This is a genomic window from Neobacillus paridis, assembly GCF_016765675.1.
In the GTDB taxonomy this organism is placed as follows: domain Bacteria; phylum Bacillota; class Bacilli; order Bacillales; family Cytobacillaceae; genus Neobacillus; species Neobacillus paridis.
Map to the genome: position 1 here is coordinate 1 of NZ_JAESWB010000131.1, position 26,823 is coordinate 26,823.

The following is a 26,823-nucleotide window of genomic DNA, read 5'->3' on the forward strand; positions in this document are numbered from 1 at the left end:
ATATTCAGGTTAAACTGTACTTGAGTCATTTTTATTCCTCTTTTCATTGTTTATCGTGGTTGAAAACAGTGTTGCCAAAAGTGAATAAAATGACTCATTATTTTTACACAATTATACGGACTTAATCTTTGTAAATATTTTTATAACCATTTACTGATTTTTTTACTTCATAAAAGTGTAGAGTCCCACCTTATTAGCGGATTTTATACATTTATTAGCCATTCTATAGTTTTATTAGCGAATTCAGGTCATTTATTAGCGAATTGATGCGATTTATTAGCGAATCAGAACCGGAGAAATAGCATTGACGGTTATCCGGTCTTGGCTGAAGGAGGCTGCGAGTGCATGCGTAATGGCAACAATCCCGCCTTTTGTGGCCGCATATGATCATCACAGAAGACAAGATGTTGGCTAGAAAGGGGACCTTCTCCTCTATAAATTATTTATTGTCCGATTAGTCATGAATGCCGGGAAAGGACAGTATCATTTAGAAGAACCAGTAATCCAAGGCAATCATTTTTAAGGATTTGAATTTGCATTGATAAATAAAGTGAGGTGATCGTTATTGTTTTCAAAAGAACTATTCCAGAATATATCCCTTCCTGCTTTGCTTTTAGATGTCCAAGCTTTGGATGATAACTGCCGGAGGATTGCGGCAAAGGCGAACGGTAAAAAGATTAGAATTGCCACTAAATCGATCCGGTCAGTTCCTGTCTTAAACAGGATTTTTCAATCGGATTCCGTTTTTAAAGGCCTCATGTGCTACAGTCCCCATGAAGCTATTTTTCTCACGGAAAACGGCTTTGATAATATTTTGTTAGGCTACCCTTGCTGGGATTCGGAGGCTTTGCTTCAAATTGCCCGGCTAAATGGGAATCGGAAACAAATTATTTGTATGGTGGATTCCCTCCAACACATTGATCACCTAAAGGAGATAGCTGGAAGGGCAAAGGGAATGTTCTATCTGTGCATTGATGTCGATATGAGCACAACGATCGGCAGCCTGCATTTTGGTGTAAGACGCTCTCCATTGAGAACGGAAGAGGAAGTCATCCGGCTTGCACGAAAAATAAAGCAGTCCTCTGGGTTGAAGCTGCTCGGCCTCATGGGTTATGAAGCACAAATTGCCGGGGTAGGCGATAGAATGCCTTCGCAGCATCTAAAAAATCGTGCTGTCACTTTTATGAAAAAGCAATCATTAACTAAAATCGTGGCGCGAAGGAAATCGGTTGTCCAAGCGTTAGAAAGGGAAGGGCAGCCGGTGGCCTTTGTCAATGGCGGAGGAACGGGGAGCCTTGACACGACATCGAAAGAAGAGGTAGTTACCGAACTGACTGCCGGATCGGGATTCTATTCCCCGCTGTTATTCGATTATTATCAAAATTTTCGCTTTCAACCCGCCTTATTTTTTGCACTTCCGGTTGTAAGGAAGCCGACTTCCACTATTTATACATGCCTTGGGGGTGGGTACATTGCATCCGGACCACATGGAAAGGATAAGGTGCCTCAGCCGGTTTATCCGCCAGGCGGCAAACTCCTGCCATTTGAGGGGGCAGGAGAGGTACAAACGCCGATTTATTATGAAAAAGAAACACTGGAAATTGGCGATGCCATTATTTTCCGGGCGGCTAAAGCCGGGGAAATTTGTGAGCGTTTTAATGAGATTGTTTGCATAGCTGATGGGCGAATTGTCGACCGTTATCCTACTTACCGGGGGGAAGGGAAATGCTTTCTTTAATGAAAACAGTTCAAGGGAGACCATGGAGAAACTGGGCCCGCACATGCGAAAGTAATCCGGAAAAAACATGGTATCCATCCTCTGTCGAAGAGGTTGTTGCCATTGTGAAAGAAGCATCAAAGCAAAAGAAGACTATTCGCGTGGTGGGGGCCGGGCATTCATTTACAAGTTTAGTAAAAACAGAGGAATGGCTTGTTTCCCTTGATTCCTTAAGCGGAATTGAACAGATTGACGAGCAAAACAGCACCGTCACGGTTCTGGGCGGAACCAGGCTGTTTCAATTGGGAGAGGCACTTGGTCATGCCGGGTATGCACAAGAAAATCTGGGGGATATCAATGTCCAAAGTATTGCCGGAGCGATTTCAACAGGAACCCATGGAACGGGACTGATGTTCGGCACTCTGGCAACCCAAGTCTTGGAATTAACTCTCGTAACCGCCTCAGGTGAAATTCTTACCGTTTCTGAAAAACAAAACTCACGCTATTTTAAGGCCTGCCTCGTTTCTCTTGGAAGTCTTGGAATTATTGTCAAAGTCAAACTAAAAATTATTAAAGGCCTTGTGTACGAATATCGAAGTGAGAAAGTAATCTACTCTGAGTTTGAGCCACAGCTTGAACGTTACATGAAAGAGAACCGCCATTTTGAGTTTTATTTATTTCCGTATTCAGATATTGTCCAGGTAAAAACCATGAACATTACCGAACGAAAGCCTCAAAGTTTATTGCTTCACCGTCTTAATCTTCTCATTTTGGAAAACTATTTATTTTTCATCCTTTCGGAACTTTGCAGAGCCTTTCCAAAGAGTTGTCGCTCTATCAGCAGACTATCTGCTAAGGCGGTTGGCAGCACAAAAATAGCAGCAAATAGTTATAAGCTTTTTGCGACTCCAAGATTGGTTAAATTCAGGGAAATAGAATACTGCATTCCGCTTCAGCATTTCAAATCGGCACTTCAAGAGGTACGGCAGCGTATTGAGGACCAGCAGTACCAAGTTCATTTTCCCATAGAGTGCAGGACGGTCAAGGAAGATGACATTTGGCTTAGTCCAGCGTACGAGAGGAATTCTGCCTACATTGCCTTCCATATGTACAAAGGGATGCCTTATGAAGACTATTTTCGCGATATGGAGTCCATCATGAGAAAATATGAGGGGAGACCACATTGGGGAAAAATGCACAACCTGGAAAAAGATGAATTACAGGCCCTCTACCCAAAGCTCCCAGACTTCCTTTCCATAAGACAAGAACTTGACCCACAAGGAATCTTCCTAAATGACTATTTAGAAAGTATTTTAATAGGATGAAGCTCTGCATCTGCGGGCTCCTGCCAATTCTTTATGTTTTAGGTTAAGAGTGATTGAGCAAGGATATACAAAATAACCTAAAAATTAAAATATATTGTGATTATTAATACATTTTAAATTATGGTAAAATTTGTGTATATTTGTAATTAATCCCGGTGAAAATGTAAAATTTAGTAATAATCTGACTTGGATTAAACAGGAGTAAATGTATGAACCACCACAGCCAGCCCTTTTTCCATCAGTTATTGGAGGAAAATGCTTTGAACGATAAAAGAAAAGCAAGTATGAAATTTGTCGAATTAAATGTGAAATTATTTTATGACTATGAAGTAGAGTACCATTCCTCGAGATCAGTATACTTCATAGATCCAAACAATTATAAACTTGAAATATCAGAATATATTGGTGGCGGAATTAATAAGCCTAGAAAGAGGTAGTGGATTTTGCGTATTGAACAACAGTCGTTTACAACAATCTCAATAATAAACTCTACAATTCCTATCTTTTTATATAATTTGGTAAATTTTTCATTCACTATTGTAGATAGTTTAATGGTTGCTCCTTTAGGCGAAGAAAATTTAGGCGCTGTGGGGCAAGCAGGAATCTTTTTTAATGTAGTGATGATGTTTTTCTTGGGTATATTTTCTATATATACCCCTCTTATTTCAAGATTAAATATAAGGAAGGATAAACAAGTATTCTTTTCACGTTTAATTCAGATGATATTTTTAGGGTTTATATTTTCACTAATTGTAATTACTATTTGTAGTTTTACAGGAGCTTTTTTTACATTATTTGGCCAACCATCTAAAACTTCAAATTTAGTGGTAAATTATATTGAAGTCCTAAAATGGTCATCAATATTTGCTTTAATATACAGTCTGTTTGCCCAAACTGTATATATTTTAGAGAAGGCAAAAATTATTCTTTATACAGTTATTTTCGGAAATTTATTAAATGTACTTTTAAATTGGATATTTATTTATGGCAAATTTGGATTTCCTCAATTAAATGTTGCCGGGTCTGCTCTTTCAACACTAATTGTAAGAATTTTAATGCTTTTGGTAGTAGTTATTTTCGTTTCTAAAGAGTTGTCTATTTCGTTTTTTAAAAGTAAAAAAATAACAATTGAAAAAGAATACCTAAAGAATGTCATCCTTAAAGGTATACCTAAAGGTGTAACGACAGTAAATGATTGGTTTGCTTCATTTGTATTAATTCTTTTTGTTGGATGGGGCGGAGTTACACATATTGCTAGTAATCAAGTAGCTGATTTGATTTCAAGCCTAATGTATATGTTGCCACAAGCATTTTGTGTAGTAATTACTATACATCTATCAAAGCAAATAGGTCAGAATCAAATTGAACTTGTATCTTTAAAATCAAATATAATTGAATTGTTCAGGAAAATAATTCCAATAAATTTATTCTTTATTTTGGTTATTTTTATATTACTACCATATATAATTAGATTATTTTCACTCCAACCATCCACTGACGCATTCCAATTGGCGTATAATATTATGCTGGTCCATATCTCTTTCTTTGTATTTTATGCATTGCAATATTTCTTACTGTCGGTCTTGGACTCTTTACTAGATACAAAAGTACCAAGCATAATTGCAGTACTAACATCTTATTTATTTGTTTTACCAAGTGCGTTTATTCTATCTAGTTATAGTTCAAATCCAGTAGTTATATGGATTGTTGACGGGATAGGAAACGTCCTAATGACAATTTTCCTTGGTTGGAGAGTAATAAGTCATTTTAAAAAACACTCTAGGTCTATTAATGTAAGTATTTAGGTATGGAGGGGTTCTGTGTTAATTCAATCAGTTTGATATAAAAATAGAATCGATTGAATTCCTATATGTTAAAATATAACCTGACTGGATGTTGAAAGTTCTAACCAAGATAAGGTAGAATAATATTATTAATAATTAAAGAGTTTATTTTTTAGGAGGAGCCTGTCACCAAGGGAGAAGTATGTCCCTTTGGTGGCAGGCTTTTTTTATATAAAAAACAAAAGGAGGAAGTGATCGAATGATCATTGGTTTATCCATCATCTTGCTGCTCGTACTATTTTTACCCTTTACCAAGTTTGTCGAGCGCAACCTGGAAGTATTTTTATTTATCATGGGGCTGTTGGCGGTAACAGTGAGTCAAGTATTTTCCTGGCCGCTTGTAAAGGAAGCACTCGTTCATCCTATCAACATTACACTTGCCGTTCTGTTTGCCGGTCTTTTGTTCCGCTGGTTCCAGGCTCCGATTGAAAAAGGTGTCCTTTGGATTAGTAGTGTCATGCCTTACCGGTTGTTTATTGCCCTGTTTGTCATTACTCTGGGCTTGCTTTCCAGTGTGATTACTGCTATTATTGCGGCCATTATTCTTGTTGCCGTCGTGAGTGTTTTGCGGCTTGATCGCAAGTCGGAAGTCCGTGTGGTTGTCTTGGCCTGTTTTGCGATTGGCTTGGGTGCTGTACTGACACCGATTGGCGAACCGCTTTCAACGATTGTGGTCAGCAAACTGGATGAGGAATTTCTATATTTATTAAAGTTAGTCGGAACTTCTGTCATCCCTGTTGTGATTATTTTTGGTATCTTAGCTGCTTTTTTCATCCATCCCCGGAAGGGTTCAGGTGAGGCTGAAGTCGCAGCGGGAATGGAGCTGGAGGAGCAATCACAAGGTTACAGCCAAGCTGATTCTGCATTCAGTACTGAGACCAAGTCGGAGAAAGAGTCTTATGGGGAAATTATCATCCGCAGTTTGAAAATTTATTTGTTCGTTATGGCGTTGACATTTCTTGGCGCTGGATTCGAACCATTTATTGAGGCCTATCTACTAGATGTAAGTCCAAAACTTATGTATTGGATCAATATGGTGTCAGCCATCTTGGATAATGCCACGCTGGCAGCAGCAGAAATCAGCCCGGCGATGAATGATGAAACCATTAAAGATATTTTGATGGGTCTTCTGATTAGCGGGGGAATGTTAATCCCCGGGAATATTCCGAATATCATTGCTGCCGGAAAGTTAAAAATTACAAGCGGCGAATATGCTCGCTTTGCCTTTCCAATTGGTATGGTAGCTATGGTCATCTACTTTGTGGTTATTCTGGTCATTTAGATAAGTCTAAGGTCATCCCCTTGCCGTGATTCCAGCGGATATGGCTGGCCCTTTTTGCTGGTGCCTATGTTTCCCTTTTCATATACTTTTACCCTTTTTGATACAGTGATTGATTTCCCTTTGCTAAAAACTGGTCATTATGGTGTTGTTTGGGTAATAATAGAATTAAAAATGAAAGGAAAGAAGGCAGAGAATTTTGATTAAAAAGTGGGGAATGTCGTTCTTAATAGTTGTCGTTATTTTAACGGCTTGTGCTCAAAATCAAGAGGCGAAAAAGCAAACTCCAGCCGAAAAAAATATCGCTACAGAGAGAAAGCTTCCAAAAATTGACCATATTGTCGTAGTTGTTGAGGAAAATCGATCACTAAAAGCAATTAAAGGAAATTCAGAAGCTCCTTATATCAATTCACTGATGCAGCAGGGGGCAAATATGACAAACTTTTATGCGATTGAGCATCCCAGCCAGCCTAACTATTTGGATTTGTTCTCCGGGTCTAATCAAGGTGTGACGGATGATAAGGTCCCCAAAAAGAAATTCTCTACGGATAATTTGGCGAGTGAGCTGCTTGCAAAAAATGATACATTTGTCGGTTATTCCGAAGACCTTCCTTCCACTGGCTTTGAGGGGGAATCTACTCGTCCCGGTGGATATGCCCGTAAGCATAATCCTTGGGTGAATTTTATCAACGTACCAAAGAAGGTTAATCAGCCATTAACAAATTTTCCTAAGGACTTTACGAAACTACCGACGGTATCCTTTGTCATTCCCACGCTGCAACATGACATGCATGATGGCTCCATTAAGGAAGCAGATAAGTGGCTGAGGAAACACATCGATCCATATGTCCAATGGGCGAACAAGCATAATAGTTTATTGATTGTAACCTGGGACGAGGACGATGGTTCACAAAATAATAAAATAGCCACCTTTTTCGTCGGCCCCATGGTCAAGCCCGGTCAATACAAGGACAAGCTAAACCACTTCAATCTTTTAAGAACGCTGGAGGACCTTTACGGTTTAGAGCATGCCGGAAAAAGTAAAACGGCAAATCCGATAAAGAACATATGGAAATAACAAAAGGGGACGGTTCTCTGCTAAAGGACCGTCCCCCTTTATTGAGCTTCTGGCAGTAAAGGCAACTGCTATTATTTGCTCTCACTAACCTGTTTATCTTTTTCTAATAGAACAATCAATCCAGGCAGTAACATTCCTCTGATTAAGAAGGTGTCGAGCAGAATGCCGACTGCGACGATGAAGCCGAAGACAAACAATAATTGAATCGGTTGGGTCATTAATACGGCAAAGGTGGCCGCCAAAATCAAGCCGGCAGAGGAAATAACCCCGCCTGTATTGGTAACGGCGATTTCCACCGCTTCTTTGATCGTATGCTTTGCTCTTTCCTCCTGGAACCTCGAGACGAGCATGATATTGTAGTCAATTCCCAAGGCGACAAGGAAGACAAAGGCATACAGCGGCACGCGGTCGCTGATTGTATCAATTCCAAAAAACAAATTGCTTAGGAAGGTACCCAAGCCTAATGCGGCAAAGAATGAAACAAGAATCGTGCCCATCATATAAATCGGCATTTTAACTGATTTGGTTAAAACAATTAATAAGATAAAAATTAAAATCGTCTCCAATGTGACAATGACTTTGACATCCCGGTCATTGACAATACGGTCATCCACTTTAGTGGCGGTTTCGCCCGCAAAATACAATTTACCATGAAAGCCGCTGTCCGCAACAATCTGTTTGGAATGGTTAATTGTTTGTTCCAGCCCATCAATTGTTTTAATCGCATAGGGGTTTCCGGAAAAAGTCAGACTATAATAAAGCACTAAATCATTATGTGTTTTCTCGCCTAAGCGGACATTGCTGACAAGCGGCTGTGCCTCCAACGTGGCTCTTAATTTTTCCTGCTGTTCGCTAGAAACGGGATCTTTAGATTCAAACACCACAGTGGTTGGAGCCAAATCTCCTCTCTCAAACTTTTGTGCTAAAATTTCATAGCCTTGACGGGAAGGCATATCTTTTGGAAAAGATTTCATTGTGTCATATTCATATTTAAGATTAAACAAATTGCTTGCTGAAACTAACAGGAAAATGCCAATCACAACGACAGAAAGGCCAGGCTTTTTCGCCACGAGTCGGCCGATTTTTCCCCAAAATACATGCTTACTGGCATAGGCCTGCCCCACATGAGGTATTTTCGGCCAAAATGATTTTCTGCCAAACAAGGTGAACAATGCCGGAACAAGGGTGATTGATGCTGCCATAATCACAACCATTGTCGTGGCAAAGGTCGGAGCAAAGTTCCGGTAGTCCCCAAATTGAGCAAAGAATAACACCAGCATCGCCGCTAAAACCGTTCCGCCCGAAAAGAAGACCGGCATGCCTGTTTCCCGCATTGCTTCCTTCATCGCCTGGAACTTACTTTCATGATTTGTCAGCTCTTCCCGATAGCGCGAAAAGACGAATAAGGAATAATCAATAGTTGCGGCAAATAATAGAATCGACATAATCGACAATGTCTGATTACTTAACACAAGCCCCGCTTTTCCCATGATTCCCAGAAGCTGATTTACCACTTCATAGACAAAAGCGGCTGCTAAGAGCGGAATCAAGGCTAATAATGGCGACCGGTAAATCACAATTAATAAAATAAGAATTAAACCGACTGTTGATAAAATCAGGACGAGGTCGGCACGTGAAAACAGGTCAAGTGTATCAGCGGCAATCCCCGCAGGTCCGGTTACATATAATTTATAGTCCGTTGTATCCGCAGCAATATCTTTAACCTTCGCCAAGGAATCTCTGATTTCCTTACTTTCGAGTGAAGCGTTGAAAGTTAAGGGGACGATGGCTGTTGTTTTATCCTTAGAAAAAAAGCCCGCTGTTGCTTGCGGTGGAAGGGAGGCGATCGGGATCATCTGATCAATTCCATTAATATTTTTTTCCTTTATTTTCTCCAAGACTTTGCCAAGTTCTTGAATCTTCACTTCGCCTTTTTTGGCTTGAAAGACCAAAATAGCCGGTGTTCCTTCATTGTTAGGAAAGTATTGATCCATCTTTTTCTGGGCAATCACTGATTTGGCATCATCGGGGAGCGAAGCAATCGTCGATACTTCATAATCCTTGGCACTTGGTGCAAAAACGGCAAGGACCATGGTGATGATAAACCATGAAGCAAGCGTTATCCACATACCCCTTTTGCTCGAAACACGATCGGTAACCGTTTGTAAGATTTTCTTCACTTTTTTAGTAACTCCCTTCTTTAGAAGTTTCAAAGTAACACAAGTGTTACTTTGGACAAAAATAAAATTGACACTATAGTCATTATCATTATCTTTTAAAGTAACGCAAGTGTCAATTTAATTGTTTGAAAGTATTCCGTGACAAATCATCTCTTTAAGGGAACTGACCCAAAGGGAATATGGGATTTCTGAATGATTGGGGATAGCAACAGATTGAAAAATATATCCCAAAATCAAATTATTGGGAAGGTGACATTTCAGTTTCCCTTCCTTTTTCCCCAATTCAACAAAGTCCTGTAAAAAGCGGTACATATCTGTATGAATTGTTTTAAATTTATCCTGATGGCCTGGAACCTGCTGACCAATTTTAATCAGCTTCTGAATATTAGAGTAGCTAAACATCAAGTCGAGGAGAAACTGAAGCTGTGCTTCAAACCCTTGATATAAGTTGATTTGTTTGAGTTTAAGCAAATATTGATCCATTTCGTAAAAGATGTAGTTTGTAATCAGTTCGTCCTTATTTTCATAGTATTTATATAATGCGCCGCGCGAGACATTCAAGCTGTCAGCTAAAAGACTGAAGGTAAATCCCTCATAGCCGTGACTCAGCAGCAACGCCTTGGTTGCTTGAAACAATTCATCAGTCGAAAATTTCCGTTCACGTGCCATATTCCTCACCTCGGTTACTATTATAAACAATAACAGGATTAATAGAAAATGAATGGTTCTCCTAATCCACGGATGAAGGACATTTTCTCTATTTTTTTCATGCCGTAGAACCTCGCTATGAGACAGTTCGACGCTTTTTCCATAGAATTCGCTATAAAATGTTACGCTCGGTTTTCTTGCCAGTATTACAATTTTATCAGCTTTTTCGAATTATTTTGTCGCCTTTATGAAGGGTATTCGCTCTGAACCTAAACGTTTATAGTCCTTTGGTGGAATTGGATAGGCTGGAAAAAAATAAGAACAGAAACAAACAAGATTTTTTTAAAGGATAATTGGGAAGAGTCAACGAATATATCTAATGGGATATTGATGAGATAAGATTTGAGTCGTATCACAGTAAATTATGAATAAAAACATTTCTACCAATGCAGTTATTTTAGCATGTTGTAAATGGAGGAAAGACGAATTGGCAAATTATTGGGAAAGGCCCAAAATACGTATTCCAAAGTCAAAGAGTGAGATTATTTGGGATATAATTGGGTATTCATCTTATTTTGGGTCAATTATCCTTTTACTTGTTGTTTGGGGAATGCTGCCGGACCAAGTGCCAGGACATTATAATGCTGTTGGTGAGGTGGACCGTTGGGGATCAAAATGGGAACTTCTAATCCTTCCATTGGTGGGGGCATTTATTCTTATTTTAATGACCGTGCTTGAAAAATTCCCCGAAGCCCATAACTATCCTGGCAGACTGAATGAATCTAACGCAGAACAATTTTATTTACACAGCCGAAAATTAGTAAATCAACTAAAAAACATTTGCCTTGTCATCTTTTCTCTCATCGAATTGGAATCTGTTTCAATTGCTTTAGGATGGAGTGGCGGCTTCGGCGTGTGGTTCTTACCGGTGGCGATTATTGGCACCTTCATTCCCATGATCATAGGGATACTAAAACAAAGGCGGATAAAATAGCACTTTCCGGTCTATAAGCTGCAAGGAGAAAATATTGGCGCTTGAATTGACCCATGCAGACGGGATGACAGCAAAGTATAAAAGGTGTATCGAGTAGGCGCAGTAGTGCGCTTTCTGATACACCTTTTCAGCAATTTTAATTTTCATTATTCAATCCAATTCTAGGTAAGGGGACCCATTTATAATTAAACCGAAATATCCCGTTTTGTAAAAATCCCAAAGGCGAGCAGATGAAAAATGGCAAAGTAAATCAACAACATTGTGATGGAAAAGGTCATTGTCATGCCTTCGACAAGTGGAATCCCATCGAAATACTGCATTAAGTTAGTGTTGGCAAACAGGCTGTATTTTGCCCAATCAAATTTTGCCGCCAACAGGTTTGTAATCGTTCCGCCCATGAGTAACAGGAATACGGACAGCCCGATGGCCAAACCGCTGTTACGGAAAACAGCCGAAATCATAAAGGCCATGGTGACGAGCATATAGACGCTGAGAGAATTTAAAGCATATGTTTTTACAAGATAGAAAAAGAGATTTTGTTCTACTACTTTGCCGTCTACGTATGCGAGATGCACATTATTGGCTGCTTCTCCGGAGCCGAAAAGAACAAAGCCGGTAATTCCCGCGGTCACGAATACGACCGCAAGCATCAACAAGAAGAAGAGATTTACAGAAAGATATTTAGACAGCAGAACCTTCCACCTTTTGTAAGGCTTGATTAGCAATATTTTGATGGTGCCCCAGGAAAATTCATGTGCCACTATACCAGCTGCAACAATAATCACAAATAGACCGGCAAAACTAATGAAATCTGTCGAGTCTCGCAAAAATGTCCAAACAGTTCTTTCCTGATCAGGAGCTAAATCATGTTTAATCCGATATTCATTGATGGCAATTTGTTTTTTCTGATATTCAATTGCCGAAGGTGCAGCCATATCCATCTGCTCCAGATTTTGTTTCAAGTTCTTATTCTCCGCTTGCAGTTCTTGCTTCCAATCGGACTTGGCTGGGGGCTCTTTTGAGTCAAAATATTTCATTAAGCCCCCTGCGGCAAAGACCATGAGGATGACCAAGACCATCATCAACAAAGTACTTTTTTGTTTCCAAATTTTCACCCATTCATTTTGAATCAGCTTAAGCATGCATTATTGCCTCCTCCTGGGTAATTTCTAAAAATCTGTCTTCGAGAGATTTTTTGATCACTTTCATTTCAAAAACAAGCAGGTCATTCTGAAGGAGAATCTTTAATACATCGGGAACCTGAGTCGTTTCCAGTAATAGCTGAATCCCTTCCGTGTGCTCGGTTGCCTGAATATGATGCTTCGCCAATAAGGCAATGGCTTGTTTCCGGTTGTTTACATCGCACAAATAAGTTTTCTTATCCGTCTCGACTTCATTTCTTACGGATTGGACATTGATTAATTTGCCCTTTTGAATGATGGCAATCCTGTCACACATCATTTCCATTTCCGCCAGCAAATGACTGGAAACAATGACAGCAAGTTTTTTTTCCTGAGCCAGCTTCCGCAGATAATCCCTGATCTCTCGAATTCCTGCCGGGTCAAGTCCATTGGTCGGCTCATCAAGAATCAGCACCTTCGGATTGTGCAGCAGGCTTTGTGCTATCCCGAGCCTTTGGCGCATCCCGAGGGAGTACGTTTTAACCTTATCATGGATCCGATCGCTTAAACCGACCAGTGCCACAGCTTCATCGATTCTTTCCTTGGTAACGCCTTTTATGATCCGGGCAGCTTGCTGCAGGTTTTGATAGCCTGTTAAAAATTTATATAGCTCAGGATTTTCTACAATCGCTCCTACTTGTTTAATCGCCTTTTCAAAATCCTTCGTAATACTGTTTCCGCAAATTGTAATTTCACCGGAAGTGATGTTGATTAAGCCAACCATCATTCGGATGGTCGTCGTTTTTCCGGCGCCGTTCGGTCCCAAGAAGCCAAAAACCTCTCCTTCCTGGACTGTAAAGCTTAAGTCGTCAATAATCGTTTTGCCGCGAATCTTTTTTGTGACCTGTTTTAACTCAACTACTGAATCCATCTTTCTCACACTCCCATTTGTTCCATCGTTTGTTTAAACCATTCCAAAACGGAAAGGCCTTGCTGTTCGCGAAGTTGTTCGACATTTTCGTTGCCAACAATCCGGCCATTGTAAATCACCATTACCTCATCCAAAATTGCTTCGATTTCATCCATTTCATGAGTAGCAATCACCACGGTTTGTTTGTCAAACTGGATGTAGGTTAGCAGGCTTTTTACAATCGAATCCCTCACCATTGGATCTAAGCCGGATAGCGGCTCATCAAATAAGAGAATCGGTGCCTCCCTTGCCAAAATGAGTACAAGCTTCAAACGACCGCGATTTCCTTTTGACAATTGTTTCATTTTTTTATCGCCGGAAAGATTCATCTCTTTCAGCAGTTCATTCGCTTTTTCAAGATTGAAATCGGGAAATTGTGAAGCGTAAAAGGCAACGACCTTATCTACGGTAAAGGAATCATAAAACATGTCGAGTTCCGTTAAATAGGCGACGGAATGACACATTTTTCGGGTAACCTGTTGTCCTAAAACCGTGATTGTACCACTGTTCGGATAAACAAGACCGGTAATCATTTTTAATGTTGTCGACTTCCCGCTGCCATTGGGCCCAAGCAGACCGTATATTTTCCCCGGCTGAAACTGCAGGTTTACATGATCCAAGGCTGCCTCCGAACCGTATTTTTTGGTCACATTTTCGAAACGGATTGTCATTTTTCCTCACCTTCTTTTAAATACTCTTGCAGCGCGGCGATAATTTGCTGCTTGGTAATGCCCAGTTCCTCCATGTTTTTGATAAACTGTCCAATCACTTCGGTTTGCATGGTCTGCTTCAGTTCGTCGACAATGGTTTTTCTTTCAGTGACAAATGTGCCCTGCCCCCGTTTTGTTTCCACGACTCCCATCCTTTCCATTTCCGCATATGATCTTTGAATCGTATTAGGATTCACTCCAGATTGAATCGCCATTTCTCTAACAGACGGCAGCTTTTCTCCCGGCTTGATTTCCCCACGGACGATTGTTTGAAAAATGGTATCAACAATTTGCAGATAAATTGGTTTCGATGTTTCAAAATGATTTGCCATCATCGTTACACCTCAACTTTCTTTTCGAGGAGCCAGCTGGCGGCAAAAAATAAACTGACCGTCAATATCGTATAATACAAAATTGGGATGATCGGTAATGCTGCCTCTATATATTCCACTCTCCAGCTTTTGCTAGGATCGTAGGTCGCTTTCGGTGCCACTTGCAAATTGAACCCGAATGCAAACAGATTATGTTCAATAACGTGGATTTTAGTAAGAAAAGTTTCCAATAGGTTATAGGCAACCCAAACCAAAAGAACTAAAAGTCCACGGAAATGATTTAACTTTGGAAATTTGCCTAAAGAATGATAGAACGTCCATAGGAAAACTACCCACATGGAAATATAAATCGAAGTCGATAAAATCGCCATTTCGAAGTAAATCCCTTGTTTGACAGGGAGGAATTCGCTAAAGCGAGTGATTAAATCATTATTTACAAGAACGCTCATAACGAAAAGACCGTACAGCGATAGAAGGACTTGAGCTCCGATTTGTAATAACAGGGCAGCACAGATTTTTGAAAATAAAAGCATCTGGCTGCTTTGCGGGTTATACAGCCACATCTGATTTTTTCCTTCTATTCTTAACACATGCAGTAAGAGGATAGGCATCAAAAAAATATGAATCCCAGCGAGCATCACAAAAATAGGGACAACTCCATCTGGTTGATCGAATTTCTCTGTCAGGGCATAACCTCCCCCCATGCCTATTACCGTGAACGCAAGCCACATCAGATACCAAAATCTCATCAATGATAGGTCTTTTTTCACTAATCCGATAAAAGCATTCATTCGTTGTTCCTCCAATATGAATGTATTAGTGTACTAATTGAATAGTACACTAATACATTTGACGCTGTCAAGAAAAAATTTTCCTGGGGGTTGCAAAATGTGCCATCCTTGGGTAATGCCACCATTATTGATCATAGCTAATTTTGAGAGTGTGGGACCAAGCAGGCTAGTAAAAGCGGGGGAGGTCGTATTAATCAAACGATTGATGGAAAAAGAGGAGAGGCAGAATGTTGAACTAATCGAGAACAATTCCTTTCTTTTAATAGGCCAGGCCGCTATAATGGAATCAATCCGATCGAAAGGGAGCATTCGTATGCGGTATTTTATTCTATTGCTTATAGCCATTCCAGCAGCAGAGATTGCTGTGTTACTGGTATCAGGAAAAACGATTGGCGTCGGGGCCACTTTATTGCTGATTATTGCAACAGGGGTCATTGGGGCCTATCTGGCGAAACGAGAAGGTCTGCAAACGATTCGCAAGGCCCAAGAGCAGCTGCAGCATGGACAAATTCCCGGCAGTGCCGTTTTAGATGGAATTTGTATTTTAATTGGCGGCATCCTGCTGTTAGCTCCTGGTTTTATCACTGATATTATCGGGTTTTTTCTGCTTTTTCCGCCAACCAGAAAGTTTTTTAAACTTCTCATGCTCCGTTACATCAAAAAAAGAATAGAACGCGGTAATATAAAAATTATCAGATGAAACATGCCAGCATCCACTAATAGGTGCTGGCATGTTTAAGGGTGATTTGCAAGAGGCTGGATAAAGTTGGTCTAAATAACCTCTAAGAATAGCAAATGTTGCTGTCCAAGTTTATTCTTGAAGAACGATTTCATCCCCAACGTGAATTTTCCCGGTTTTTATCACAGACGCATAAACACCAAAATGATTATCTCTTTGTTTTGCCACTGTTTTAAGCAAGGATCGATCTCTCTCGCCACTTTCTGGATGAACAGTGATAATTATACACCGCTCACAATGCCTTATTAGCTCGATTTCCACTTCTTTTCCGATTCTCATTCGTTTGCCGAACCATGTGTCTTCGATAAACGGAATCTTTTCCTCTAAGTCAATCAGGATATTCGGCCGGAAACGCCGATAATCAATCGCTGATTTTTCCCACATTTCTTCCAATCTTTTGACCGAAGCATCGGTTACCAGTTGAATGTGCTCTTCTTCAATTGCTCCTAAAGGTACATGTGTAGGGGGATAGGTAATCAGAGAGACTTTTCGGCCTGATTGATTTTCAATTTCTTGGGTTAATTCCTCGTCGCCCCACTCAACAATCTTCCCTTCAGGTGTAATGATTTCCACCTTTGGATATTGATCCTCTAATTCTTCTCCGACGAATCTAGCTTTATAGCGAGCCATTTCGGGAAATTGGGTAATCGTCAAAAACTTTCCTTTTCTTGTTTCGTCTAAAAAAGCATGGCTGCGGTCACCGTACAGACCATATTCCATGATTTTTGTTTCTTGGACACTTTCACCGTAAAAAGATTTTACCGGATGGCGGACAATTTCTTTAATATGACCGATTAGCATAATAACAACCCCCAATTCAAAGTTCTTTTTCTAAAGTATACCAAAGCATTGGCCCAATAATTTTGCGATATTATGAAAAATTGTCTTACAAGGATAAAAATAAAGGGGATTTTGGAAAATAAAGAGAATATATTATGATGATAGACATTGTTTGCTAAAAATGGAGGGGAGGAATTACATATGTCTAAAAAAGTACTCATGATTGCTGGAGATGCAGTCGAGGCATTGGAGATTTACTATCCTTACTTTCGTTGTTTAGAAGAAGGGTATGAGGTAAAAATTGCTGCACCATCAAAAAAGAAGCTGCAAACGGTTGTTCATGACTTCATCGGCTGGGATACGTATACCGAAAGCAAAGGATATTTAATTGAATCTCAGTTAGCCTTTGAGGAAGTCAATCCGGAGGAATTTGATGGCTTGATTATCCCTGGGGGGAGAGCGCCGGAATACATTCGTTTAAATGAAAACGTCCCAAGAATTGTCGCCCACTTCTTTGAAGCGAATAAACCGGTTGGCGCCATTTGCCATGCCAGCCTTGTGTTAACAACGGTCCGCCAGTATTTAGAGGGCCGCGAGCTGACAGCTTATATCGCCTGCAAACCGGATGTTGAAGCAGCAGGTGCCACCTATATTGAAAATACTCTCCATGTTGACGGCAATCTCGTATCTGGTCATGCTTGGCCCGATCTGCCAGGATTCATGAGAGAGTTTATTAAACAGCTAAATCGATAGACTACCCGAAACATACTGTGATGATGCAGCACAGTATGTTTCTTCAACTGTTAAAATTTCCAACTTTGTTATAGAACGGTTAATAATTTATCCAGATAGGTTAATCCTTAATAATCAATCCCATTAGCGTTGCAAACTGAATTGCCTGATAGGATGATACCTTGCAGCCTTTTAAGCTTTCAATAGAAACCGTAAGTGTATCAAAAGCAGACGAACTAATATCGATTCCTTTTAATGACGTTTGATCAAAGTTTGCTCCATCAAGATTACATTTTTGGAATTCAACCTTTTTTAGTTTACAGTCATAAAAATCTGCACTTTTTAATGAAGCTTCTTCAAAGATCACTTTTTCTAGCTTGGAATTGCCGAATCCCGCCAGGTTTAATATTGAATTCTCGAATTTAACATTCCCTATGCTAGATTCCACAAAATTTACACCGATTAACTTACTGTTTTTAAATTCGACCCGATGAACAGAAGATTTGCTTAAATTAACATTTGATAAATCGCAATTCTCAAAACAAACATCTGTCATATCAATATTACTAAAGTCTGTATTCGTGAATTTACAATTCTTAATCACGGAATTATATAGCCGGACTCTATCTAAGGCTTCATTTTCAAAAGCAGAGCCTTCGATTTTACACATTTCCAGTATCGGGTCTTCTTCATAAAAAATATCGTTAAAATTTCTTAAAGATAACTCCGGAGAAATCCTTGGAAAATCAATTTTCACATATTGCCCTTCTTTCAGTAATTAGTTAGCTAACTAGCAAATAGTGTATCATTAATTATTCTTGCAAGGTATATTCAAATTATTATTTGAGTTTGATTGTGCCAAATTTGAAGAATTGTCCTAAACAATGAGTTAATCAAGAAAGATTACGTCCTTTTTGTTGAAATTATTAAGCAACGGGGAGTTTTAGAAGGAATTGCGGAGAACGAAGCAGAATAGAAAAATGAGCTTTCTTATATTCCAAATTTTATCTAGATGAGTAGGATTCCTTTTATGAAACTTATTAACGGCGAATATATGATAGAACTAAACGGCATAAAGCATTGGGTGAAAATTGAAGGTATTGAAAATAATACAGTGCCTTTAATAATAATTCACGGTGGTCCAGGTGGAAACCATTACACTTTTGAAAGAACAGCAGGTCCATTGCTTTCCAAAACAAGAACCATTGTCTATTATGAGCAGCGAGGTTGTGGTAGAACTCATAAGCCAACCTCAGATGATGACTACACTATTGAGCTATTAATTGAGGACTTCAAAGAGCTAAAAAGGTGGCTAGGAGTGGAAAAAGTTGATCTATTGGGATATTCGTTCGGAGGAGAACTTGCTCTTGAATTTTCTTATGCATTTCCTAAAGAAATAAATAAGATTATCCTTTCCGGCCCTAGTTTGATGAGATCAGAAATTCAAAAGATGGTTCAAATAGCAGGATTTTTTTCAGTAGGTAATTTCGAGCTTCGCAAAAATATTTCAGAGTTCCTACAGAATTATTTTTCTCTAGAAGATATTTATGAAAAGGTTTGGAACTTTGTTGATACTGAAACTGTTGATTCCTTCCTATTTGAGAACAAAAGGATTGCACATAAGAACAGGCAACTTTGGAAGGAAAGCAAGTTAATCAATACAGGGTTAATGATGCGCTGTATTCAGAATAGTTGTAATGGGTCTCCTTTAGAATCTCGCATAAAATATATAAAGCAAAAGGCTTTAATAATTGCGGGTGTTTATGATCGGAACACAGGGTTGCCGATATCTACATTAATACATAAAGAACTACCCAACAGTCAATTAATCTTATTTGAAAAAAGTGCTCATTTCCCGGATTTAGAAGAAACAGATAAATTTGTGAATGTTATTCTGGAGTTTTTGGATAATAGAAGATTCAATGAGGGGTCTCCCTTTTTATTAAACTAAATTTCAAAAGTTAAGCAAGGATTTGCAATTAAACAAATATTTATAGGGGAGTTGGAATGATGTTTGAACTTGTTAAAAAAATATACTCACCAGGCAAGGCATATTAGGTATTAATAAATTAACGTTTAAGAGACGAGCTCTAGATATTAACGCTTATTTTTGGAATAGTGAATGAGAAATTTGGCTAAGCCTTCTTATTTACTGATAATCTTGATCATGCAATGAAATTGCTAAGGAAAAACTGAAGGCCTGTTCAGGCGAGATAATTGCATAGAATGGCAAATTGTAAATAAATCATATAAGCTATCAAGGGCGTTTATCCAAATAATTGCTTCTTTATGTTGGAGATACCAAGCTACTGAGCAGGATTATCGAATTACCACGTTCATGTTGGAGGATTGTATGGGATACATGATGGATTTAAGAAAAATAGTTGGTAGTCGCCCCCTAATTATGGCTGGTGCATGTGTAATCATTGTAAATAGTAGTAACTATTATTACAGCTTCGGAGGGATAATAATTGTTGGGGGTTACCTGGGGGTTCTTTGGAGATAGGGGAAACATTAGAAAATGCAGCTAAAAGAGAATTATTCGAAGAGACAGGTTTGACTGCAAATAATTTAACTTTGCTCAATGTCTTCTCTGGACAAGATTTTTACTATAGATATCCTAATGGGGATGAAGTATATAATGTAGTAACGGCTTACATATGTAAGGATTATGGTGGGGTATTAAAAGGTGATGAAATTGAAGTGAGAGAATTAAAGTTCTTCAATTTGACCGAAATTCCCTCCAATATTAGTCCGCCTGATTTACCAATAATAAATGAATATACAGAAGTACTAACCAGGGGTGAACAGAGTATAATTTAGGAAAGAAAATAAAGCGTATGACAAATTTGGAAACGACATTTCCAGAACTGTATTCAAAGCTTGCGGTTTCACTTTTGTATTTTATTCAGCTGTTATTGTGTATAGTTTGGTTGATTTACATAAGATTTTACGCAGACCCTATTATTTTGAAAAATATATTTTCTCATTATTATCGTTAATTATCTTGTTGCACTTTACCTTCGTTTTTTTCACTAAATTTCTTACTTGTAAAAACTATAAAAGCGTAACCTGTTTATTAGGAGGAATTTCAGAAATTTCGTCAAGTAATATAGCTTCCAAACCATCATGTTCTAAAAGGAAGTCATGTATGAGGTTTGATGCAATTAAAAGAGTACCAGTCACATCCAGAGGGATGCTGTGTGGTACTCTTTTGCTAGATTAACGATAATACTGTTATAACAAAGCTTTTAACAACTTTAATTCTATAAGGACTAACTTTTATTTGGATTTTTGGAGATTTTGCCTCATCAGAGAGGCCACTTGGATGTTATCCTGATTCGAACGGTTTTCCAAGTTCTTAATAATTAACTCTTGTCGTTCCACTGGGTGGTTTTGGCTTAATTTAGCCTTTGCTTCCATTTTGGTGATTTTTATTCTGAACGCGACAATTCCTTTCCTCATTCCTTCGAAAAAACTCGGGTCTACATCATTTAATGACAAAGCCAATGGATCATTTCTGGGGAAAATTGTTTACTTATATTATACTTTTGATTGAATTTTGCAATGAACTCGCTGATTAGTGAGGGAATTTCATCTTTCCTTTCACGAAGTGGCGGGAGTGACAATCGAATGACATCAATCCGGTAATAAAGATCCTCTCTAAATTTTTTCTCTGCGACCAGTTTTCTTAAATTTTGATTGGTCGCACAAATAACCCTGCATTTGATTTCTATTTCTTTACTTCCCCCAATTCTTGTTAATTTTCTATTTTGCAATACCGATAGAAGCTTAACTTGCAGATTTGGAGGAATTTCCGAAATTTCGTCAAGAAAAATAGTTCCCAAACCAGCCGCTTCAAAGTAACCTTTCTTGCCTCCTTTTTTTGCACCGGTAAAGGCCCCCTCTTCGTATCCGAAAAGCTCGGATTCAAATAAAGATTCAGGGATTGCCCCGCAATTGACTTCAATGAAAGGTTCTTCATGTCGAAACGATTGTTTGTGTAATAGGTGGGCAACTCGGCTTTTGCCAACGCCTGATTCTCCCTCAATTAGCACGGTCACATCAAGATTGGCAACTTTTTCAACAATACCCATGATTTCAGTCATTTTGGGATTTTTATAGAGAAATGATTCCAATTTCTTGAGGTTTTCAATTTCCTTTTTATACATCGCAAGTGTTTCGGCAACCTGTTCATTTCGTTCCTTTAGCTTTTCAAATTCTGTGATATCTCTTGAAAAACTTAACGTTCGTTCCAACCTGCCCTCCAGAAAAATGGGATAGGCTGATACCAAAATTCTTTTTCCGGCTTTTGTTTGTTGAACAATGGTAACGGGCTGCTGCGATTTTAGAACAAGAGCTGTAACAGATGGGTTCAAAAAGCCTTCTATTTCAAGCTCAAATACATTTCCCCCGATTAACTGCTCCGGTTCCACTCCGTATAATTCATAACATGAAGGGCTAACTGCTAACACATTCCCTTTACCATCAGTAATAAATATTTCATCGAAGGAGTATGAAATGATTTCTTTCAATAATATATTTTCCATTGTTTCTGCTACCATTTATTTCACTCCACTTCTATAGTCATTATTGGGTTGTTTTAGTCAAAAATGACTACAGCAGAAATTCTACAATTCTGGCACAAATTCCTTTGAGATTTATCGCCTCTTTAAGAGTCTTTTTTCGACAGAGCCTTGGGTTTACTGCCAAATTTAGATGCTGAAAGCAAAGATCAATTTTTTGATATTTCAAAAAACCGGCATTGACGATGAAATCTCCCAAAATATATACTAACTACTAAACTGGAACAATATCATGTTAAGAAACGGAGGATGGTGAGTATGAAGTTTGATACGATTGTGGTTGGGGCGGGCTTGGCCGGGTTAACGGCGACTGCAGAGATTGCTGATGCCGGCAAAAAAGTGCTACTGTTAGATCAGGAGCCTAAGGTCTCAATTGGGGGGCAGGCATATTGGTCGTTTGGCGGTTTGTTCTTAGTTGATTCACCCGAGCAGCGTCGCTTGGGAATTAAAGACTCAAAGGAATTGGCCTGGCAGGATTGGCTGGGAACGGCTGGTTTTGATCGGGAAACCGATGAGGATTACTGGGCGATCCAATGGGCAAAAGCTTATGTCGATTTTGCCGCCGGTGAAAAACGCGCTTGGCTGCATCGGATGGGAGTCCGCTTTTTCCCGGTAGTAGGCTGGGCGGAAAGAGGCGGGTACATCGCCGAAGGACATGGCAACTCGGTTCCCCGTTTTCATATTGTTTGGGGGACAGGCCCCGGTCTGGTGGCCCCATTTGAACGTAGAGTTCGCGAACATATGAAAACTGGTTTAGTAGATTACCGCCCGCGGCATCGTGTCGATCAACTAATTAAAGAAAACGGAGCCATTGTTGGCGTCAGTGGAGCAATCCTTGAGCCAAGCACCGTGCTTCGGGGTGAAGAGAGTTCCCGAAAGGTAGTTGGTGAATTTGAATTTCGCGGACAGGCGGTTCTAGTAGCGAGCGGCGGCATTGGCGGCAACCACGATTTGGTGCGGAAAAATTGGCCAAGCCGCTTAGGAGAGCCTCCAAAAAATATGGTCTCAGGTGTCCCGGCCCATGTTGATGGGAGAATGCTCGGGATCACCGAAGAAGCCGGGGGCCGGATTGTGAATCGGGACCGGATGTGGCACTATACCGAAGGTTTAAAAAATTGGAATCCGATCTGGAAAAATCATGGCATCCGGATTCTACCTGGGCCTTCGTCCATTTGGCTCGATGCCCTAGGTCGGCGGTTCCCGGCACCGAATTTCCCAGGTTTTGATACATTAGGTACCCTTGAAGCGATTCAGAAGACTGGCTATGACTATTCGTGGTTTATTTTAACGCAGAAGATTATTGAAAAAGAATTTGCTTTGTCCGGTTCCGAGCAGAATCCTGATTTAACCGGAAAGAGTATCCGCAAAGTATTGGCCCGAGTGCTTCCCGGTGCCCCCGGACCGGTCAAAGCGTTTATGGACAATGGGGAAGATTTTATTGTCGCTGATAACCTGGCCGACCTTGTGGCCGGGATGAATCAACTGACAGGGGAAAACCTATTGAAGCTCGAAGAAATCGAACGGCAAATAGTGGCGCGAGACCGGGAAATCGACAACAAGTTTACCAAGGATTTACAAATCACTGCTCTTCGCGGCGCACGTCATTATATTGGCGATAAATTAATCCGTGTCGCCCCGCCGCATAAAATACTAGATCCGAAAAACGGACCGCTCATCGCTGTTCGCTTAAATATTTTGAGCCGCAAAACCTTGGGCGGATTGCAAACTGATTTATCGGGGCGGGTTTTGGACCATCATGGTGAACCCATCCCCGGTCTGTATGCCGCTGGGGAGGCTGCTGGTTTTGGCGGCGGTGGCGTTCACGGCTATCGCTCACTGGAAGGGACCTTTGTCGGCGGCTGTTTATTTACCGGAAGAACAGCCGGCAGGGCCATTGCCGCAGAACTGCGGTAAAATGAGGATAGGAAAAGAGACCAGTTGGGGTACAAAAGGTTGCAAGAAAAAGGCAATGTCTTCATCGAATCACACGTTTAATAAGGCGTGGTGTTGTTTCAAAATGGTAAAGAAAGAAGATGAGTTTTGTGTCGAAAGGGCAAGTTTTTCAATATGATGTTGTGGTGATTGGCGGGGGATTGGCCGCACTGACGGCGGCCATTTCTGCCAAAGAAGCAGGTACAGCCGTTGCCATAATCACAAAGGGAAAAGCCGGGATGGGCGGCTCGTCCGTATTAACAAATGCTGTCTTTTCTGCAATCTTCTCACCAGGTGATACGCCTGAACAGTTTTTACAAGATATGATCGTTGGCAGCAGGTATTTAACGCATCAAAGGCTGGCAAAGATATTGGCAGAAGAATGTACATATAGGGTAAATGAACTGGAAACAAAATATCGAATCAATTTGGAACGGGAACGGAAAATTGCGACACCTGGCCATGCTTTTCCAAGACGGGTTTATGCCGGAAATGGACAGGGAAGAAATGTCACCACCGCAATGCGGGACTATGCCCGGGAAATTGGGGTTGTTTTTCACGAACAGGCCTCATTAGTGGAGTTACTTCAAGATAATGGTACCGTTTGCGGTGTGACTTTTGACATGGAAAAAGAGCGGGTTGTAGCCTATTCAGCTGCGGTCATTCTGGCGACGGGCGGATTTGGCGGATTGTATGATTCGACCGATAACCCAAGAGATGTCACCGGGGAAGGAATCGGACTGGCGTTTCGACACGGGGCCAAGCTGATAGATATGGAATTTGTCCAATTTTATCCTTACCGATTGAAAACGCCGGCTAATATTGATGTGTTGACAAAGATTTTTGGCAAAGGGGCAATCCTTGTCAATGAGGAGAACGAACGCTTTATGGATAAGTACCCGAGACAGGAGCTGGAAACAAGAGACGTATTATGTTATGCGATGTATCAACAAAAAAAAGTGCTGCTTGATTTTTCACATCTATCTAAAGAAGATTTGCAGCAGGACAGCCCGCAGCTTTACCGCCTTTATCAAAAAGGCTATACGGGCGACTGGGTGATGCAGCCTGTTCAGCATTACTGTATGGGTGGAATCCAGACGGATGAATGGGGGAGAACCGGTGTCGCTGGATTGTATGCGTGCGGCGAATGTACCGGCGGTCTTCATGGTGCAAATCGCTTAGGAGGCGGCTCACTCACTGAGATTCTTGTTTTTGGACCAAGGGTTGGACAAATGGCGGCGAATGAGACGGTGCCTTTGCCACAAAAGGAAAATCTGCCTCTGGGTAGCGAGGATCACGATGACCGTATAACGGCAGCAATGGAACAGGATATGATGAAAACACTGAAGGAAATCATGTGGACAAAGGTAGGCATCGAAAGATCCACTGATTCGTTGGTGGAAGCGGCAACCCAACTGGCGGCAATGCTGGCACAAATTGAAACCGCAGATGGCAGCAAGGCGAAACAACTGGCAGACAAAATTCGCGTTGCCTGGGCCGCAGCTTATGCCGGCTCCTTAAGAAAAGAAAGCCGCGGCGCCCACAGACTACAAAATATAACTGAAGAAAAAAAGGAATGGGAAAAGAACATCGTGATTGAAAAGAGTACCTTTATTGGTGCCTGACACCATTCGTGGACAAATGTCCTCCTGGGGTGGACAGTTTGTGAATTTTTTACATATAGCGTCTTTGGATTTTAAAGGCGCTATTTTCTTTATCTTTGCATACATTGAAAATAATAAAATTAATGAACAGGAGGAGATCCTCCATGGAGATCACTGTCAGGCACGGTGATTCATTATCGTACTATAGCCAGTTGTTTACGATATCGCTTCCCCTCATCATTGATTCCAATCCAAAGCTGCATCTGGACCAGCTGCCAATTGGGCAGAAGATCATTATTCCGGGATTTATGGTCAAGGATTATCAGATACAACAAAATGATACCATTTTGACGATTGCCCAAAAACAAAATTTACCTCTCGATGGCTTGTATTTAGTGAATCCAGAGATCAACCCAGATCATTTACAGACGGGACAGATCATTCATATTCCGCAACGGATAACGGAGAGAGTGGTTCAAGGCAAACAAAATTACGATTATCATGTCTTGAAAAAGGACCTAAAACGATTGCAGCAGATTTATCCATTTATCCGTGTTTCCGCAATCGGACAATCTGTGCTGGGAAGAGAAATTCCGGAAGTTAGGGTCGGTAATGGCGGTAAAAAAATTCACTATAATGGCTCATTTCACGCCAATGAGTGGATTACGACGGCGGTGCTGCTGACATGTTTGAATGACTATCTTTTATCATTAACGAATCATACCCCAATTGGCGGTGTCGAGACTCCCAGACTATACACGGAAACGTCATTGTCACTGGTTCCCATGGTCAATCCGGACGGTGTTAATCTTGTCTTACACGGGCTGCCGGACAACGAACGGTGGCGAACCCGAGTACTGGAGCTAAACCAAGGCAGCTTAGACTTTACCGGCTGGAAGGCCAATATTAACGGGGTTGATTTAAATGATCAATTTCCTGCCAACTGGGAAGGGGAAAGAGTACGGAACCAAAAGCAGCCGGGACCGCGGGATTATGGCGGCAAGAAGCCGTTAACAGAGCCGGAAGCAATCGCAATGGCGGAGCTGACGAGGCAGCGTGACTTTTCAAAAGTTCTGGCATTTCATACCCAGGGGGAAGAGATGTATTGGGGATTTGAAAATCTGGAACCGCCCGAATCGGAAACAATTGTTCAGGAGTTCAGTCGTGTGAGCGGTTATGCCCCGGTTAAAAATATTGAAAGCTATGCCGGGTACAAGGACTGGTTCATCCAGGAGTGGCGCCGGCCAGGCTTTACGATTGAGCTTGGCAATGGAGTTAATCCGCTGCCGCTCGAGCAATTTGATAAAATCCAGCAGCAAGCACTGGGAATCTTTCTCGCCGGGCTGTATATGTAAAAAGAAAAGCTTTAAAAATATCTTGACAAAAATTAATTTTTATGCTAAAATATAAATTTTATTGACAATATAATTCCCCTAATTTATGATGGACTCCTGGCCACCA

23 protein-coding genes and 2 pseudogenes are annotated in these 26,823 nt (G+C 40.5%); 14 read left to right on the forward strand and 11 right to left on the reverse strand.

The genetic code is table 11. The features are described 5' to 3' along the window. Positions 1-291: 291 nt before the first annotated feature. Positions 292-387: pseudogene (locus JK635_RS07125) on the reverse strand (SDR family oxidoreductase); the annotation flags it as partial. A 178-nt stretch (positions 388-565) separates the two neighbouring features. On the opposite strand from JK635_RS07125, the gene JK635_RS07130 reads away from it, so the two are divergent. The 6 genes from JK635_RS07130 to JK635_RS07155 all read left to right on the forward strand — a co-directional run bounded on the left by JK635_RS07130 (position 566) and on the right by JK635_RS07155 (position 7,243). Beyond that, positions 566-1,738, forward strand: a complete 1,173-nt coding sequence (locus JK635_RS07130) for an amino acid deaminase/aldolase (RefSeq protein ID WP_202653266.1) — start codon at positions 566-568, stop codon at positions 1,736-1,738. Further along, a complete protein-coding gene (locus JK635_RS07135) occupies positions 1,738-3,042 on the forward strand; it encodes a D-arabinono-1,4-lactone oxidase (RefSeq protein WP_202653292.1) in 1,305 nt (434 codons plus the stop codon). The genes JK635_RS07130 and JK635_RS07135 overlap by 1 nt, the downstream gene beginning before the upstream one ends. A gap of 209 nt (positions 3,043-3,251) precedes the next feature. Further along, complete coding sequence (locus tag JK635_RS07140) at positions 3,252-3,479, forward strand: VOC family protein (protein WP_202653267.1); 228 nt, start codon at positions 3,252-3,254, stop codon at positions 3,477-3,479. Between the two features lie 6 nt (positions 3,480-3,485). Then, positions 3,486-4,847 (forward strand): MATE family efflux transporter, encoded by a 1,362-nt coding sequence (locus tag JK635_RS07145; protein ID WP_202653268.1) that lies wholly within the window; start codon positions 3,486-3,488, stop codon positions 4,845-4,847. A 238-nt stretch (positions 4,848-5,085) separates the two neighbouring features. Next, on the forward strand, positions 5,086-6,168 hold the full coding sequence (locus tag JK635_RS07150; RefSeq protein ID WP_202653269.1) for a DUF1646 family protein: 1,083 nt from the start codon (positions 5,086-5,088) through the stop codon (positions 6,166-6,168). A gap of 196 nt (positions 6,169-6,364) precedes the next feature. Continuing rightward, on the forward strand, positions 6,365-7,243 hold the full coding sequence (locus JK635_RS07155; RefSeq protein WP_235887956.1) for an alkaline phosphatase family protein: 879 nt from the start codon (positions 6,365-6,367) through the stop codon (positions 7,241-7,243). A 71-nt stretch (positions 7,244-7,314) separates the two neighbouring features. Here JK635_RS07155 and JK635_RS07160 read toward each other — a convergent pair whose 3' ends face one another. Both JK635_RS07160 and JK635_RS07165 read right to left on the reverse strand, forming a co-directional pair. Next, complete coding sequence (locus tag JK635_RS07160; RefSeq protein ID WP_202653270.1) at positions 7,315-9,423, reverse strand: MMPL family transporter; 2,109 nt, start codon at positions 9,421-9,423, stop codon at positions 7,315-7,317. A 117-nt stretch (positions 9,424-9,540) separates the two neighbouring features. Then, positions 9,541-10,092, reverse strand: coding sequence for a TetR/AcrR family transcriptional regulator (locus JK635_RS07165; protein ID WP_202653271.1), 552 nt, complete (start codon positions 10,090-10,092; stop codon positions 9,541-9,543). Between the two features lie 466 nt (positions 10,093-10,558). Between JK635_RS07165 and JK635_RS07170 the strand changes: the two genes are divergently transcribed. After that, positions 10,559-11,065, forward strand: a complete 507-nt coding sequence (locus tag JK635_RS07170; RefSeq protein WP_235887957.1) for a DUF1648 domain-containing protein — start codon at positions 10,559-10,561, stop codon at positions 11,063-11,065. A 185-nt stretch (positions 11,066-11,250) separates the two neighbouring features. Here JK635_RS07170 and JK635_RS07175 read toward each other — a convergent pair whose 3' ends face one another. The 5 genes from JK635_RS07175 to JK635_RS07195 are packed head-to-tail and all read right to left on the reverse strand — an operon-like array spanning position 11,251 to position 14,989. Continuing rightward, positions 11,251-12,207 carry an ABC transporter permease gene (locus tag JK635_RS07175; RefSeq protein WP_202653273.1) on the reverse strand — a complete coding sequence of 319 codons (957 nt, stop codon included), beginning with the start codon at positions 12,205-12,207 and terminating at the stop codon, positions 11,251-11,253. Continuing rightward, a complete protein-coding gene (locus JK635_RS07180; protein ID WP_202653274.1) occupies positions 12,200-13,117 on the reverse strand; it encodes an ABC transporter ATP-binding protein in 918 nt (305 codons plus the stop codon). Before JK635_RS07180 ends, JK635_RS07175 begins: the two co-directional genes overlap by 8 nt. A 5-nt stretch (positions 13,118-13,122) precedes the next feature. Continuing rightward, on the reverse strand, positions 13,123-13,827 hold the full coding sequence (locus JK635_RS07185; protein ID WP_202653275.1) for an ABC transporter ATP-binding protein: 705 nt from the start codon (positions 13,825-13,827) through the stop codon (positions 13,123-13,125). Next, a complete protein-coding gene (locus tag JK635_RS07190) occupies positions 13,824-14,198 on the reverse strand; it encodes a GntR family transcriptional regulator (protein ID WP_202653294.1) in 375 nt (124 codons plus the stop codon). The genes JK635_RS07185 and JK635_RS07190 overlap by 4 nt, the downstream gene beginning before the upstream one ends. A gap of 5 nt (positions 14,199-14,203) precedes the next feature. Then, complete coding sequence (locus JK635_RS07195) at positions 14,204-14,989, reverse strand: hypothetical protein (RefSeq protein WP_202653276.1); 786 nt, start codon at positions 14,987-14,989, stop codon at positions 14,204-14,206. 97 nt (positions 14,990-15,086) lie between these two features. Here JK635_RS07195 and JK635_RS24680 point away from each other — a divergent pair, with 97 nt between their 5' ends. Beyond that, positions 15,087-15,689 carry an FxsA family protein gene (locus JK635_RS24680; RefSeq protein ID WP_306792918.1) on the forward strand — a complete coding sequence of 201 codons (603 nt, stop codon included), beginning with the start codon at positions 15,087-15,089 and terminating at the stop codon, positions 15,687-15,689. A 111-nt stretch (positions 15,690-15,800) separates the two neighbouring features. On the opposite strand, the gene JK635_RS07205 is transcribed toward JK635_RS24680, so the two are convergent. Further along, positions 15,801-16,529: an MOSC domain-containing protein gene (locus tag JK635_RS07205; protein WP_202653277.1), complete on the reverse strand. Its 729-nt coding sequence runs from the start codon at positions 16,527-16,529 to the stop codon at positions 15,801-15,803. 180 nt (positions 16,530-16,709) lie between these two features. Between JK635_RS07205 and JK635_RS07210 the strand changes: the two genes are divergently transcribed. Then, a complete protein-coding gene (locus JK635_RS07210) occupies positions 16,710-17,261 on the forward strand; it encodes a DJ-1/PfpI family protein (protein ID WP_202653278.1) in 552 nt (183 codons plus the stop codon). 100 nt (positions 17,262-17,361) lie between these two features. Here JK635_RS07210 and JK635_RS07215 read toward each other — a convergent pair whose 3' ends face one another. Beyond that, on the reverse strand, positions 17,362-17,997 hold the full coding sequence (locus JK635_RS07215) for a pentapeptide repeat-containing protein (RefSeq protein ID WP_202653279.1): 636 nt from the start codon (positions 17,995-17,997) through the stop codon (positions 17,362-17,364). Positions 17,998-18,270: 273 nt separating this feature from the next. On the opposite strand from JK635_RS07215, the gene JK635_RS07220 reads away from it, so the two are divergent. Together JK635_RS07220 and JK635_RS07225 are read left to right on the forward strand one after the other, a co-directional pair. Continuing rightward, positions 18,271-19,191, forward strand: a complete 921-nt coding sequence (locus JK635_RS07220) for an alpha/beta fold hydrolase (protein WP_202653280.1) — start codon at positions 18,271-18,273, stop codon at positions 19,189-19,191. A gap of 402 nt (positions 19,192-19,593) precedes the next feature. Beyond that, positions 19,594-20,063 (forward strand): annotated as a pseudogene (locus JK635_RS07225) (NUDIX hydrolase). 671 nt (positions 20,064-20,734) lie between these two features. Here JK635_RS07225 and JK635_RS07230 read toward each other — a convergent pair. Next, complete coding sequence (locus JK635_RS07230; RefSeq protein ID WP_202653281.1) at positions 20,735-21,805, reverse strand: sigma-54 interaction domain-containing protein; 1,071 nt, start codon at positions 21,803-21,805, stop codon at positions 20,735-20,737. A gap of 279 nt (positions 21,806-22,084) precedes the next feature. On the opposite strand from JK635_RS07230, the gene JK635_RS07235 reads away from it, so the two are divergent. The 3 genes from JK635_RS07235 (at position 22,085) to JK635_RS07245 (ending at position 26,717) form a co-directional block, all read left to right on the forward strand. Then, complete coding sequence (locus JK635_RS07235) at positions 22,085-23,740, forward strand: FAD-binding dehydrogenase (RefSeq protein ID WP_202653282.1); 1,656 nt, start codon at positions 22,085-22,087, stop codon at positions 23,738-23,740. Positions 23,741-23,868: 128 nt separating this feature from the next. Continuing rightward, positions 23,869-25,383: an FAD-dependent oxidoreductase gene (locus tag JK635_RS07240; protein WP_202653283.1), complete on the forward strand. Its 1,515-nt coding sequence runs from the start codon at positions 23,869-23,871 to the stop codon at positions 25,381-25,383. 143 nt (positions 25,384-25,526) lie between these two features. After that, positions 25,527-26,717 (forward strand): M14 family metallopeptidase, encoded by a 1,191-nt coding sequence (locus JK635_RS07245; RefSeq protein WP_202653284.1) that lies wholly within the window; start codon positions 25,527-25,529, stop codon positions 26,715-26,717. Positions 26,718-26,823: the final 106 nt, after the last annotated feature.